The 16,039-nt window shown below is 38.4% G+C and carries 8 protein-coding genes; all 8 read left to right on the top strand.

Translation table 11 applies throughout. From position 1 onward, the window contains the following. Window positions 1-142 precede the first annotated feature (142 nt). The 8 genes from rpoB to BLW74_RS01140 all read left to right on the top strand — a co-directional run bounded on the left by rpoB (window position 143) and on the right by BLW74_RS01140 (window position 15,932). Entirely contained in the window at window positions 143-3,964 is a 3,822-nt protein-coding gene (gene rpoB / locus BLW74_RS01105; RefSeq protein WP_089689630.1) for a DNA-directed RNA polymerase subunit beta, read from the top strand. A 121-nt stretch (window positions 3,965-4,085) separates the two neighbouring features. Beyond that, window positions 4,086-8,351 carry a DNA-directed RNA polymerase subunit beta' gene (gene rpoC / locus BLW74_RS01110; RefSeq protein WP_089689631.1) on the top strand — a complete coding sequence of 1,422 codons (4,266 nt, stop codon included), beginning with the start codon at window positions 4,086-4,088 and terminating at the stop codon, window positions 8,349-8,351. 87 nt (window positions 8,352-8,438) lie between these two features. Then, a complete protein-coding gene (locus BLW74_RS01115; RefSeq protein ID WP_002976436.1) occupies window positions 8,439-8,744 on the top strand; it encodes a DUF3467 domain-containing protein in 306 nt (101 codons plus the stop codon). Between the two features lie 263 nt (window positions 8,745-9,007). Continuing rightward, window positions 9,008-11,845, top strand: coding sequence for a T9SS type A sorting domain-containing protein (locus tag BLW74_RS01120; protein WP_089689632.1), 2,838 nt, complete (start codon window positions 9,008-9,010; stop codon window positions 11,843-11,845). 3 nt (window positions 11,846-11,848) lie between these two features. Then, window positions 11,849-12,319: a hypothetical protein gene (locus BLW74_RS01125; RefSeq protein ID WP_139265674.1), complete on the top strand. Its 471-nt coding sequence runs from the start codon at window positions 11,849-11,851 to the stop codon at window positions 12,317-12,319. Between the two features lie 14 nt (window positions 12,320-12,333). Beyond that, window positions 12,334-12,897 (top strand): hypothetical protein, encoded by a 564-nt coding sequence (locus tag BLW74_RS01130; protein ID WP_139265675.1) that lies wholly within the window; start codon window positions 12,334-12,336, stop codon window positions 12,895-12,897. Between the two features lie 24 nt (window positions 12,898-12,921). Beyond that, the gene (locus BLW74_RS01135; RefSeq protein WP_089689635.1) at window positions 12,922-15,078 is read left to right on the top strand and encodes a TonB-dependent receptor; all 2,157 of its coding nucleotides are present in this window, start codon (window positions 12,922-12,924) and stop codon (window positions 15,076-15,078) included. A gap of 203 nt (window positions 15,079-15,281) precedes the next feature. Beyond that, window positions 15,282-15,932 carry a Crp/Fnr family transcriptional regulator gene (locus BLW74_RS01140; protein ID WP_089689636.1) on the top strand — a complete coding sequence of 217 codons (651 nt, stop codon included), beginning with the start codon at window positions 15,282-15,284 and terminating at the stop codon, window positions 15,930-15,932. The last annotated feature ends 107 nt before the right edge of the window (window positions 15,933-16,039 follow it).

Below are 16,039 nucleotides of genomic sequence, written 5' to 3' on the forward strand. Positions count from 1 at the left end.
GAACCAAGTACACAGTTTAAAAGAGTCTAAGGTCCTTCGTGAGCGCCAAAAACACTTTTACCTTACTTTTATTTTGTTATTTATTCTTTTCTGATATTTTTTAATGAATCAAAATATTTTTTAACCCTTTCTTAAAAGTTTTATGAGTAAAACAAAATCAACAACTCAAGGAAATCCGAGAATTAATTTCTCATCAGCGAAAGGAAAAATCATCACTCCAGACTTTTTGGATATCCAAATTGAGTCTTTCAGAGAATTTTTCCAGCTTGATACACTTCCTGAAGCCAGAAAGACAGAAGCTCTTTACAAGACTTTCCAAGAGAATTTCCCAATTACGGATTCAAGAAACCAATTCGTATTAGAATTCCTGGACTATCTGGTAGATTCTCCACGTTATTCAATTGATGAGTGTGTGGAAAGAGGACTTACTTATTCAGTTCCTCTAAAAGCTAGACTTAAACTGTATTGTACTGACCCGGAACACGAAGATTTCCAAACTGTGGTTCAGGATGTATACTTAGGTCCGGTTCCTTATATGACGCCAAGTGGTTCTTTCATCATCAATGGTGCTGAGAGAGTTATTGTTACGCAGCTTCACCGTTCACCTGGTGTATTCTTCGGACAGACTTACCACGCGAACGGAACTAAACTTTACTATTCAAGAATTATTCCTTTCAAAGGATCTTGGATGGAATTTACAACAGATATCAACAGCGTAATGTACGCGTATATCGACCGTAAGAAAAAATTACCATTAACAACTTTATTAAGAGCTATCGGTTATGAATCTGATAAGGATATCCTTCAGATCTTCGACCTTGCTGAAGAAGTGAAAGTTTCTAAAGCTGCGCTTAAAAAAGTAGAAGGGAGAACATTGGCTGCGAGAGTATTGAACACTTGGTTCGAAGATTTCGTAGACGAAGATACAGGTGAGGTAGTTTCTATCGAAAGAAATGAGATCATCCTGGATAGAGAAACAATCCTTGAAAAAGAACACTTAGATCTTATCCTGGATGCTGGTGTGAAATCAATCCTGATTCACAAAGAAAACAGCAACGAATTCTCTATCATCCAGAATACATTACAAAAAGACCCTACTAACTCTGAAAAAGAAGCAGTAGAGTATATTTACCGTCAGTTAAGAAATGCAGATCCGCCAGATGAGGAAACTGCAAGAGGAATCATTGAAAAATTATTCTTCTCTGAGCAAAGATATTCATTAGGTGAAGTAGGACGTTACAGACTGAATAAAAAACTAGGCCTTAACATCCCTACAACAACTGAGGTTCTTACAAAAGAAGATATCATTGCTATTGTAAGACACCTGATCGAGCTTGTAAACTCTAAAGCTGAGGTTGATGATATCGACCACTTATCAAACAGAAGAATTAAAACTGTTGGTGAGCAATTGGCAGGACAGTTCGGAGTAGGTCTTTCAAGAATTGCAAGAACAATTAAGGAGAGAATGAACGTTAGAGATAACGAAATCTTTACTCCGCTTGACCTTGTTAACGCAAAGACATTAACTTCTGTAATCAACTCATTCTTTGGTACCAACCAGCTTTCTCAGTTCATGGACCAAACCAACCCTCTGTCAGAAATTACTCACAAGAGAAGATTATCTGCACTGGGACCTGGTGGTTTATCAAGAGAAAGAGCAGGTTTCGAGGTTCGAGACGTTCACCATACTCACTACGGAAGAATCTGTCCGATTGAAACTCCGGAAGGACCAAACATCGGTTTGATCTCCTCTCTGGGTATTTATGCTAAAATCAACAGACTTGGTTTCATCGAAACTCCATATAGAAAAGTAGAAGACAGTAAGATTGATCTTAATGCTGATCCTATTTACCTTAATGCAGAAGACGAAGAAGACAAAGTAATTGCTCAGGCAAACGTTGAATTGAGTGATAACGGTGATTTCTTAACAGACAGAATTATTGCAAGATTAGATGGTGATTACCCGGTAGTAGAGCCATCTCAGGTTAACCTTATTGATGTTGCACCTAACCAGATCTCTGGTATTTCTGCTTCATTAATTCCGTTCCTTGAGCATGATGATGCGAACCGTGCGTTGATGGGATCTAACATGATGCGTCAGGCCGTTCCTCTATTGAAGCCGCAGGCTCCAATCGTTGGTACAGGGCTTGAGCAGCAGGTTGCAAGAGATTCAAGAATTTTAATTAACGCTGAAGGTACAGGTACAGTACAGTACGTAGATGCTGACAGAATCGTTATTAAATACGAAAGAAGCGAAGACGAGGATTTAGTACAATTTGAGTCTGCTACTAAAACATATAACCTTACTAAGTTCAGAAAAACCAACCAGAGTACAACCATTACCCTAAGACCAAACGTAAGAGTAGGTGATGTAGTGGAAAAAGGACAGGTACTTTGCGACGGTTATGCTACAGAAAAAGGGGAATTAGCTCTTGGTAGAAACTTAGTGGTAGCGTTCATGCCTTGGAAAGGATACAACTTTGAGGATGCAATCGTAATCAATGAAAAAGTTGTACGTGAAGACTGGTTTACTTCAATCCACGTAGATGAATATTCTCTTGAAGTTCGTGATACCAAATTAGGTATGGAAGAACTAACCGCGGATATTCCAAACGTATCTGAAGAAGCTACTAAAGATCTTGACGAGAACGGTATGATCAGAATTGGTGCAGAAGTGAAGCCTGGAGATATCATGATTGGTAAAATTACTCCAAAAGGTGAATCTGACCCAACTCCTGAAGAAAAACTTCTTAGAGCAATCTTCGGTGATAAAGCAGGTGATGTGAAAGATGCTTCATTAAAAGCTGACTCTTCACTAAGAGGAGTGGTTATCAACAAGAAATTGTTCTCAAGAAACATTAAAGACAAAAAGAAGAGAACTGAAGAAAAACTTAAACTTGAAGAAATTGAAAACACTTACAAGGCTAAGTTTGACGAGCTGAGAAATACATTAATTGAAAAATTAAACACACTGGTAAGCGGTAAAACTTCTCAGGGGGTACATAATGACCTTGACGAAGAGATCATCGGTAAAGGGGTGAAATTTACTCACAAGTTATTAACTTCAGTTGAAGATTATGTAAACGTTAGCGGTTCAGACTGGACAGTAGACGCTGACAAGAATGAATTGATCAAACAATTGATTCACAATTACAAAATTAAGTATAACGACATCCAGGGAGTTAAAAACCGTGAGAAATTTGCTATTTCAATCGGAGATGAGCTTCCGGCAGGAATCATGAAGCTGGCCAAAGTTTACATCGCTAAGAAACGTAAACTGAATGTAGGAGATAAAATGGCAGGACGTCACGGTAACAAAGGTATCGTTTCAAGAATCGTTCGTGAAGAAGATATGCCATTCCTTGAAGACGGAACACCGGTAGATATCGTATTGAATCCACTAGGGGTACCTTCCCGTATGAACATTGGTCAGATCTATGAAACCGTTCTTGGATGGGCTGGTAAAAAATTAGGACTGAAGTTCGCTACGCCAATCTTCGACGGAGCAAGCCTTGATCAGATTACTGAATATACTGATAAAGCGGGTCTTCCTAAATTCGGTCACACTTACCTTTATGATGGAGGTACCGGAGAAAGATTTACTCAGGCTGCCACAGTAGGTATTATTTATATGCTGAAACTGGGACACATGGTAGATGATAAAATGCACGCACGTTCTATTGGTCCTTACTCATTGATTACTCAGCAGCCGTTAGGAGGTAAAGCTCAGTTCGGAGGTCAGAGATTCGGAGAGATGGAGGTTTGGGCACTTGAAGCATTCGGTGCATCGAATATTCTTAGAGAGATCCTTACTGTGAAGTCGGATGACGTGATTGGTAGAGCAAAAACTTATGAAGCCATTGCAAAAGGTGAATCTATGCCTGAACCAGGTATTCCGGAATCATTCAATGTATTACTTCACGAGTTACAAGGTCTTGGATTAGACGTAAGATTGGAAGAGTAAGATATCAGATGTCAGACACAAGATGTCAGACTATGGCACTCTAAAAATTTTATAATCCTTGAATTTGGAATGATGATTTCGTCTGAAATCTGAAATCTGAAATCTAAAATCTAAAAAAATTATGTCAAATAAAAATAAATCAAGTAGATTTAATAAAATAACCATCGGTTTAGCTTCACCGGAGTCTATTTTACAGGACTCAAGAGGAGAAGTGTTAAAACCGGAAACTATTAACTACAGAACTCACAAGCCTGAAAGAGACGGGCTATTCTGTGAGAAAATCTTTGGTCCTGTAAAGGATTACGAATGTGCTTGTGGTAAATACAAGAGAATTCGTTACAAAGGGATCGTTTGTGACCGTTGTGGAGTAGAAGTTACTGAGAAAAAAGTAAGAAGAGAGAGAATCGGACACATCAACCTGGTAGTTCCAATTGCACACATCTGGTATTTCCGTTCTTTACCAAACAAAATCGGATACCTTTTAGGAATTCCTTCTAAGAAATTAGACATGATCATCTACTACGAAAGATATGTAGTGATTCAGCAGGGTATTGCTAAAAAATTAGACGGTTCTGATTTTGAAAGCATGGAGTTCCTTACAGAAGAAGAGTACCTTGATATCATGGAAACTCTTCCTGTAGAAAACCAGTATCTTGATGATTCTGATCCGAACAAATTCATCGCCAGAATGGGTGCTGAAGCAGTAGAAGATCTGTTAAAAAGAATTGATCTGGATGCATTGTCTTTCGACTTGAGACACAAAGCTCACAACGAAGGTTCAAAACAAAGAAGAACTGAAGCTCTTAAGAGATTGAACGTTGTAGAAGCATTAAGAGGTGCTAATACAAGAATGATCAACAGGCCGGAGTGGATGATTATGCGTGTGCTTCCTGTTATCCCACCAGAACTGAGACCATTGGTTCCATTGGATGGAGGACGTTTCGCAACTTCTGACTTAAATGACCTTTACAGAAGAGTTATTATCAGAAATAACCGTTTGAAGAGATTATTGGAGATCAAAGCTCCTGAAGTAATCTTAAGAAACGAGAAGCGTATGCTTCAGGAATCAGTAGATTCATTGTTCGATAACACAAGAAAATCTTCTGCAGTAAAATCTGAATCAAACAGACCATTGAAATCACTTTCTGATTCATTGAAAGGTAAGCAGGGTCGTTTCCGTCAGAACCTACTAGGGAAAAGGGTTGACTACTCTGCGCGTTCGGTAATTGTTGTAGGTCCAAACTTACAGCTTCACGAATGTGGTATTCCTAAAGATATGGCAGCTGAACTTTACAAACCATTCATCATTAGAAAACTAATTGAAAGAGGTATTGTAAAAACAGTAAAATCTGCAAAGAGAATTATCGACAGAAAAGAACCAGTAGTATATGATATCCTTGAAAACGTGATGAAAGGCCACCCTGTTCTACTGAACAGAGCACCTACGCTTCACAGACTGGGTATCCAGGCTTTCCAGCCTAAGATGATCGAAGGTAAGGCAATCCAGCTGCACCCATTAGTAACTACGGCCTTCAATGCCGATTTCGATGGTGACCAGATGGCGGTACACTTACCGTTAGGACCAGAAGCGATCCTTGAAGCTCAGCTATTGATGCTAGGTTCTCAGAACATCTTGAACCCTGCAAACGGTTCTCCAATTACAGTACCATCTCAGGACATGGTTCTTGGTCTTTATTTCATGACTAAAGAATTAAGCTCTACTGAGACCATGAAAGTAAAAGGAGAAGGTCTTGCATTCTATTCTCCTGAAGAAGCAGAAATTGCTTACGCTGAAGGTAGAGTATCTTTAAATGCTAAAGTAAGATGTAGACTCCCTATCAAAGAAGATGGAGAAATCGTTACAAGATTGATCGAAACTTCTGTAGGTAGAATTCTATTCAACCAGATTGTACCTAAGCAGGTAGGATATATCAATGAGCTTCTTACGAAAAAATCATTGAGAAACGTTATCGGTAAGATCCTTGCAGATACAGATTTCCCTACTACTGTGAAGTTCCTTGATGCAATGAAAGACTTAGGGTATTCAAATGCATTCAAAGGAGGTCTTTCTTTCTCATTGGGAGATATCGTAGTTCCTGTTGAGAAAAAACAGATGATTGCACAATCAATCGAAACTGTAGACGAAATTAGAGCTAACTATAACATGGGTCTAATTACCGATACAGAACGTTATAACCAGGTAATCGACGTTTGGACCAATACCAACGCCGGATTAACTGAAATGATCATGAGCAGAATGAAAACTGACCAAGGTGGTTTCAACTCTGTATACATGATGCTTGACTCTGGAGCGAGGGGTTCTAAAGAACAGATCCGTCAGTTATCAGGGATGAGAGGTTTGATGGCAAAACCGCAGAAAGCCGGTTCTACCGGAGCGGAGATCATCGAAAACCCGATCCTTGCCAACTTTAAGGAAGGTCTTTCGATTCTAGAGTACTTTATCTCTACCCACGGTGCCCGTAAAGGTCTTGCGGATACCGCTCTTAAGACAGCCGATGCCGGGTACTTAACGAGAAGATTGGTAGACGTTGCGCAGGACGTTATCGTTACAGAAGACGACTGTGGAACATTGAGAGGTACAGAAGTTACTGCACTTAAGAAAAATGACGAGATTGTTGAAAGAATCTCTGAAAGAATCTTAGGTAGAGTATCCCTTCATAATATTTACGATCCTGAAACTGACGAGCTTATTGCAAGTGCAGATCAGGTGATCATTGAATCATTGGCGAAGAGAATCGAAGAAGCAGGATTAGAAGCTGTGGAGGTTCGTTCACCATTAACTTGTGAAGCTAAGAAAGGTATCTGTGCGAAATGTTACGGTAGAAACTTGGCAACAGGTAAAGTGATCCATATGGGTGAAGCGGTAGGTGTAATTGCAGCACAGTCTATTGGGGAACCAGGTACTCAGCTTACGTTGAGAACTTTCCACCAGGGGGGTACTGCAGGAAACGTATCAGAAAACCCATCTATCGTTGCAAGAAGAGATGGTATCGTTGAAATGGATGAAGTAAGAACAATTACTTCTGAAGATGAAAACGGTAATACAGCTGAGGTTGTAGTTTCCCGTTCAACAGAATTCAGATTAGTTGCTGATAATGAGTCCAGAACTCCATTAATGGTGGCTAACGTACCTTACGGATCTATATTATCTGTAAAACCAGGTGATAAAGTGAAGAAAGGAGATACAATCTGTAGATGGGATCCGTATAACGCGGTTATCATTGCTGAAACTTCAGGTAAGGTAGAATACGAGGATATCATCCAGGGTATTTCATTCCAGCTTGAAATTGACGAACAGACAGGATTCGAAGAGAAAGTAATCTCTGAATCTAGAAATAAGAAAGCAGTACCTACCCTTAAAGTGGTAGACTCTAAAGGAGTTGAGCAAAAAGCTTACAACTTACCGGTAGGAGCCCACTTAATGGTTAACGATGGTGAAAAAATCAAGGCTGGTAAAGTCTTAATCAAAATCCCGAGAAAATCTGCAAAAGCAGGGGATATCACCGGAGGTCTTCCGAGAGTTACCGAATTATTCGAAGCAAGAAACCCTTCAAACCCAGCGGTTGTTACTGAAATCGACGGGGTAGTTTCTTACGGAAAAATTAAGAGAGGTAACCGTGAACTTATTGTTGAGGCTAAAACCGGAGAAAGAAAAATTTACCTGGTAAAACTTTCTAACCAGATTCTTGTTCAGGAGAATGACTTCGTAAGAGCAGGTTCTCCACTTTCTGACGGTTCTATCACACCGGAAGATATCTTAAGAATTAAAGGTCCAACTGCCGTTCAGGAATACTTAGTAAATGAGATTCAGGAAGTTTACCGTCTACAGGGTGTAAAAATTGATGATAAGCACTTCGAAATTATCGTTAGACAGATGATGACGAAAGTATCTATTGTTGATGGAGGTGATACTCAATTCCTGGAAGGAGCTCTTGAGCATAAATATGACTTCCTGGAAGAAAACAACAGAGTATTCGGTCTTAAAGTAGTAGTAGACGCTGGTGATTCTAAAGAATTCCAACCAGGTCAGATGATTACTGCAAGAGAATTAAGAGACGAAAACTCTAAGCTGAAGCGTGAAGATTTAGCATTGGTAGAAGTAAGAGAAGCGCTTCCTGCTACTGCAACTCCAGTACTGCAAGGTATTACAAGAGCTGCACTTCAGACGAAATCATTCATGTCTGCAGCATCGTTCCAGGAAACAACTAAAGTTCTTAACGAAGCAGCAGTTGCTGGTAAAATAGACGATCTTAACGGTCTTAAAGAAAATGTAATTGTAGGACACAGAATTCCTGCAGGTACAGGTCTTAAGGAGTATCAGAACGTTATTGTAGGTTCTAAGAAAGAATTCGAAGACCTTAACTAAAATTAATGATTTGAAATTTGGGATTTGAATTTATTTTTATATTTTCACAATCTCAAATTTCGAATTTTAAAAACATAATTTATAACAATGGACAACAATCAAAATCCACAAGACGGAAACATCAACATCGAATTAAACGAAATGGTAGCTGCTGGTATCTATGCTAACCTTGCATTGGTAAACCACTCTCCATCTGAATTTGTAGTAGACTTTATTCAGTTGATGCCAGGTGTTCAGCAGGCTAAAGTAAGATCAAGAGTAATTCTTGCTCCACTTCATGCAAAAAGAGTATTAAACGCTCTTCAGCAGAACATCGCTAACTACGAGCAGCAGTTCGGAGAAATCAAAGAGGTTGAGCCTTTCGTATTAGGAGGAAACAACGTTCAAGCGTAAGATTTCTTTTACAATAAAATAAGAATGCCCTGATTTTATCAGGGCATTTTTTGTTCAATGTTGATTCAGGAATAATTCACTATTCTGTTCCTTTTTTCATTTTTTTTCATATTTCATAATTTTTTTTCAAAATAGCGTAAAAAATTATCAATATTTCAATTTGTGATATTCTTGTTAATTTTTGTTATAAATTAATAATACTTAATTCAAATTAGTTAAAAAATATCAATTTACTTGGTTAAATTTGTAAAAATTTGAATGGAATGAAACTCTACCCTATTGCAGCGGCCTTACTCTGCGTTCATGTGTATGCACAAAAGCAAAATACACTTAAAGAAAATCAAAAGCATCTGCAGGAACTGTATGCAAAATATGAGAAAGATCTGAAAAAAGCTCATAAAAAATCAAAAGCAGCAGGAATACCTCCTAATTTATATAATGAAGAGGATTATAAACGAACAATGGATCCCGTTACAGGGAGAACCAACTTTGAAGGACTTGCAAAAGTAAACCAGGATATTTTAACAGGTAAATACAAAGCTTCACATCCGATGTCTTTTATTTCCAGCCCAAATACCTCAGCAACAAGTAAAATTGTAAACGAACCCTGGATTGAAAGAGGCCCATACAGTGTAGGGGGAAGAACAAGAGCCATAATGTATGATCCCAATGATCCTACGGGGAAAAGAGTATTTGCAGGAAGTGTTTCAGGTGGTCTGTGGGTCAATCAGGATCCTTCCGTAGCTTCCAACGAGTGGCAGCCATTAAGTACATTCTGGGCCAATACCTCTGTTTCAAGTATTACTTATGACCCTAACAACCCTCAGATTTTTTATGTAGGAACAGGAGAAGCTCCCACTACGGATGCTGTAGGATCAGGAATATGGAAATCCACAAACGGAGGAACAACCTGGACGCAGATCTTTACCATTCCGGTAACCTATTCTTCTTCAGGAGTAAGAAACGGTAATTTCTATATTAATGACATCAAAGTAAGAAATAATAATGGTGTTTCAGAAGTATATGCCGGAGTAAGCGGTTCTTATGTAGGAATTTCTTTTAATGACGGATGGCAGGGGCTAAGCCAGGCCGGATTGTACAAATCTACAGATGGCGGAACCACATTCACCAAGAACAGCAGTTTACTTGCTCTTAATACCACTACCGGTGTTACCAGTACAACAGGATACTCTATACAGCAGATAGAAATAGGGGCGGATAATGCAGTTTGGGTTTCTACAAGATCTTCCCGCTTTTCAAACATCGATTCCGGAGGGAGAATCTTTAAATCTACAGATGGAAATACTTTTAATCAGATGTATAATGTAGGGAGCAGCGGTTCAAGAGTAAACTTCACGCTTTCTAAAACAAATGCGAATAAAATATATGCATTTATGCAGGGAGTGGGTACTGCAGAGCCCATCAGAATTGCAAAATCTGCAGACGGAGGAACAACATGGCAGGCAACCAATGATGCAGCTCCTGTTGTAACGTTACCTACTGCAACTGATACAAGTATTCCGGCCAATGACTTTACAAGAGGACAGTCTTTTTATGATCTGATCATAGAAGCAGATCCTCAGGATGATAATACACTGTACATCGGCGGTATTGATTTGTACAAATCTACCAATGGTGGAGCAAACTGGACACAGATCTCAAAATGGTCCAATAATAACAATATGGCTGCGTTGCAGGTTTCACAGGTACATGCAGACCAGCACGAAATTGTATTCAATCCTTATAATAACTATGCCACAGGACAGATGTTGTTTGGAAATGACGGAGGAATCTATTATGCAGCTAATAAAGCAACTATCGGTACCGTGGGCGGATTTGCAGCAAGAAATACCAGATATAATGTTACACAGTTTTATTCTGCAATGCTAAACCCTGTAAAAACACCTGCTGACGAAGAATTATTAGCAGGAGCACAGGATAACGGATCATGGTGGCTGTATGGTGTGCCGCAGGCTAATAATTTCCTGACTTCCCAATCTGCTACAGGCGGAGACGGAATGTATACTGAATATGATGATCAGGATAATTATGAAATTGCAAGCTACACGAACAATAACCACTATTTACTGACAAATAATGCATATTATCTTATCTCAACCAGTGCTAACAGAAGCTTAGGCCACTTTGTGAACGAAATAGCTCTGGACAGAATCAATGATGTTTTCTTTTCTTACCGTTCCGGACTTACACTTTTCAGAACATCCGGACTTTCTGCTACCGCTACATCATTTACTAACAATACAGTGACAGTAGGAACCGCACAAACTGGAGAGCAGATTTCCTGGATGAAGGTTTCTCCTTACACAACAGCTTCCACAACCCTTTTTGTCGGAACCAACCTGGGAAGAATTTTTAAGGTAACAAATGCCAACACTACATCTTATGCGGCAACATTATTAACTTCACCGGTAACAGGAACCGTATCTGATATTGAGTTTGGAGCGAATGAAAATGAAATTATCACCACTTTCTCCAACTATAACCTCACAAGTGTTTTCTATTCTACAGATGGCGGAACTACATGGCAGAACAAAGAAGGCAACCTGCCTGATATGCCTGTAAGAACTGTACTTAGAAACCCGGATAATCCGGATGAAGTACTGGTAGGAACAGAAATGGGAGTTTGGGGAACTACTAATTTCCTTTCTCTTACTCCGGAATGGTCTTCTGTAACAGGAAATATAGGAAATGTGAGAATTACAAATTTAGACTACAGACCTGCTACCAAAACTGTTTTGGTTTCTACTTATGGGAGAGGAGCATGGACAACACAGAATACTGTTACTCCATTATCTACAACAGAAACAAAATCTAAAAAAAATCTGAATATTATATATCCAAATCCGTCTAAAGGAATTTCTCATCTCAGATTTGATACGAATAAATACAGCACTGTGGATATAAGCATTGTTGATGGATCAGGCAGACTTGTATACAGCAAGAAAAATGTGAAGTCTGATGAAGAGTTTGGGCAGAAATTAGTACCTGGAACCTATATACTTAAAGCCGAATCTAAAGGTGAAATCGTATATAGCGGTAACTTCCTGGTATTAGGACGTACTGGAGGTGATGAGGATTAAAATATGAATAATCAATTGTATTTAATAATATTTTGGATGCTGGCTTCCTGCGGGATGCCGGTATCCTCTTTATATCAGGATAAGACAGTATCTGTGATCTCAGCAGAAAAAACAGAATGGACAGGTGGAAGAGCAGGAGTAAGAGGAGCGGTATATACCGTTAAACTGAGAAAACAAAGTAACAGCGCTATTACTGTTAAAACCTTACGGGCAGAAGGAAATACCATTCCGTTTGCTCAAAGTTATGCAGGAAATATAATAACGGTAAAAGGCAGTCTTACCTATAAAAATAATGAAGAGAACACGCTTATTGAAGATACTCCGGCAGGAGCGCCTATAGAAAAGCCAGCTTCTCAAAAACTCAATCCAAAAGACAGTTGGATAGAATATACCATAAAAGGATCTCAGACACTTTACAAAATAAGTATTTCAAAATTTACCGCTGTAGAATCAGCTGAGGAACCCGCCCCTTAAATATCTTTCATTCTTTGAATAAAAAACTACTCTTTATTTTTCTCTCTGTACCGGTAATCATATTATTCAGCAATGTGATGTATTCTGTAGTTTCTCACGTTAAAAGAGAACTGTATGAAAAGACACAATACTGTATTGCACAGAGTAATTTCAAAAAATCCGAAACGGTCTGTTTTTCTGAAAAACAGATGGCAGATGCTGTATGGAAAGAAGAAAAAGAATTTGTCCTTCACGGATACTCATATGATGTCATCAAAATAAGCAGAGTCAACGGGAAAAAATATTTTTTCTGTTATATCGATAAGAAAGATATTATCATTAATTCTCTATTAGACTTTTCAAAAAGACTGGCTGTCAAAAAAACATATTTACGGCTGAAGATAGACCTTCCCGGTCACAGTAAAAATAGGTTTAAAATGCCGGGATCGTTTGCCACTTTTGATAGAAAAGAATTTTGTTTTTTCTCAAATCATTATTCAGAAACCATCTCCAGACATTCTCATCAGCTGGAAAATACTCATTATTTATCCATTATTTTTCCTCCACCGGAAATGCAAACTATGAACAATGGAATGTAATATTAATGGTAAATAAATTAAATAATGAAAAAATATATAGGCATAGCAGTTTTGTTAGGCTGTACTCTTGCACATGCCCAGCAAACACAGGAAGGATCAATTGACGAAGTCAATATTCTGGGAAGAAAAAAAATTAAACAGGAACGCGCAGAATTTAAAAGACATGCACAATCTGTGGAAACCCTCTCTGAAGAAGATCTTAACAGAAATAACCCTGCTGCGATAGATCAGACTTTATCTACAATGCCGGGCCTTCAGGTAGATAAAAGAACAAATTTCGGAGGACAGAGACTTGTACTGAGAGGGTATGGAAATGATCAGAAATTTAATAACTGGGGCGTAAAGGCGTACTGGAACAATATGCCTTTAACCAATGCCGAGGGAATTACGGTTTTGGATGATGTGGATTTTGCTTACGTGACAAATGTTGAAGTGATTAAAGGACCTGCAGCAACCATGTATGGAGGAGGTGTAGGCGGCGCTGTTCGCTTCTATACCCGTCCTGATTTTACAAAAGGAGCATCCGTTTCAGAAAATGCAATGTTCGGTGCCTTCAAAACCTTCCAGTCAAGAACACAGCTGAATGTTGCTGATGATAATTACTCAGTAAGTGCAGCATACGGGCATCTTGAAACAGACGGATACAGGCCTAACGGAGGAGGGCTGAAAAACTTCTTCAATTTAAATGGTACAGTGAAATTAAGCAAAAAAGACCAGCTCAGTTTCTTTGCAAGTCAGGCATATTCCTATGAACATACTTCAGGGCAGATTTCCTACGATGACTACTATGCAGGTATTGATAATGGAAATCCTGCTTATATCAGAAAAAATTCAGGAACAAAAATAAAATCAACAAGAGTAGGATTGAGCAATACGGTAAGTCTTACTTCCAATTTAAGAAACTATACAACTTTGTTTTACTATAATGCAAACACAGAAAGTGTTTCTGCGGGAGCATATGGGATTACAAGCGCTCCGAATGTAGGATTACGCTCCACTTTTACCTTAAAAAATGATTTTAAAGACTTTGAAAACAGATTAGACTTTGGAGCCGAAATACAGAATTCTGTATCTACTACCTCAAGTTACCGTTTTACCGGCTCTGAAACAGAACCTTTACAGACAACGGGGATGGCCGGAGCTTCTTATTTTAAGTACAATAACAATCAATCCACCTATTTTGTTATTGATTATCTTACCTATAAGCCATGGGGACTTACCTTGCTGGCCGGTGTAAGCGGGAACAGAACCAATTATGACAGAAAAGATCTGTATGCCTTACCGGGTCTCATTGCCGGCCGTAAAGACCAGTCGTTCAATAAAAAATACGATATGGCCTATACACCGCATTTTGCATTACAGAAAGAATGGAAACATCAGATTTTTAATCTGAGCTATAGCGAAGGATACAATTCTCCTACCGCAGCCTCTTCATTTATTACGGCTACCAATACTACGAATGATGATTTAAAACCTGAACGTGCAAGAATGGTTGATTTCAGTGTACACGGGCTTTTACTCAATACAAAATTAGATTACCGTATTTCCGCTTTCAGAATCGACTACTCTGATAAACTTACACAGCTCGTCATTCCAAACAGTACGGCTCCGGGACAAACCTATTGGACCAATACCGGAAGTCAGAAAAATACAGGACTGGAAGTTAGTGTAGGATATCAGTACAGAGCCGAAAATTCTTTTATTGAAAGAATCGTTCCTTTTGTAAACCTGTCTTATTATGATGCGAAGTATAAAGACTTTACAACCATCGTGGGAGGAAGAAAGGATACTTATGATCACAAAACAGTAGTAGGGGTTCCAAGGAATAAATACGCTGTAGGACTGGATATCTTTACCCAACCAGGTTTTTATCTTGTGAATACCTATAATTATTTGGGAAATGTGTACGCAGACTTTAATAATGCAAACCTGGTAAAAGGATTTGGGCTGCTTAATTCAAAACTAGGGTTTAAAAAGTCTTTTAATAATTTTGATCTTGATGTGTATGTAATGGGGAATAACCTTACCAGCCAGATCAATTACACCTTCCTGTTCTTAGGAAACAGCATCAATGATTCTGATGCGGGCAATGGTTATCCTAAAGGTGTAAATACAGATCTTAATCCGGGACCGGGAAAAGCCTATTTCTTCTACGGGTTCAACGTTAAATACAGATTCTAAAAACAGTTTTTATCACGCAAAAACTTGTCTTGGAAATAAAATGCTCTGATTTTTTATCAGGGCATTTTTCATGCTCTGGATTCTGTAAAATAGTAACGAAATCTAGCTTTTGAATTGTTAATTTTATTTAATAATTTAAAAATAAGTACTAACGATATATCAATTTTATATCTTTGTTTAAGAAAAAGTAGAAAATATAAAATATGATTGATAACTCGTTCGTTGTAAGCAGATTTGGTTTTTTGGGCGCTGATTTTTTATCGGAACTTGAAAAGCATGCGGTTACCATTGATATAAAAGCAAAAACTGAAATCATAAGAGAAGGCCAGAAAAATAAATTCGTTCCGTTCCTGATAAAGGGCTCTATCAAAGTCTTTACCCTTAATGACGGAAGAGAACTTATCTATTACTACATTAAGCCAAAAGACAGCTGCCTGATGACCTTCTCATCCATTCTTACAGATTATATCAGCAGGGTCTATGCCATCGCAGAGGAAGACTCCAGAGCTATTCTGATCCCTGTTTCGATAATGCATGAATGGCTCATCAGATTTCCGGAAATCAATAAACTTTTTTATCATGAATATGACCGTAGATTTTCAGAAGTCATGAATATGGTCAATGATGCAGTTTTCCACAGATTGGATAAGCGGGTTCTGAATTATATTAAGCAGCAGATTTCGTCTACAGGAAACAATCCTATTAAGATTACCCACCGCGAAATCGCCAGCAGCCTGGGAACTTCCAGAGAAGTTGTGAGCAGAGTTTTGAAAAAAATTGAAAGTGAAGGTGAAATTATGCAAACCAAAGAGGGAATTAAAGTCCCTGTAAATGAAAATGTTAGGATTGTCTAATTTTATTTGTTCGAATTGTTTATTTCTATCATTGATAAAAACAATTTGCGTGGTGACTTTTATCACCTGTTTTTGAATTGAGAACTCAATAAGTTTGTTATATCATA

It is taken from the genome of Chryseobacterium culicis, from assembly GCF_900108365.1.
GTDB lineage: Bacteria > Bacteroidota > Bacteroidia > Flavobacteriales > Weeksellaceae > Chryseobacterium > Chryseobacterium culicis.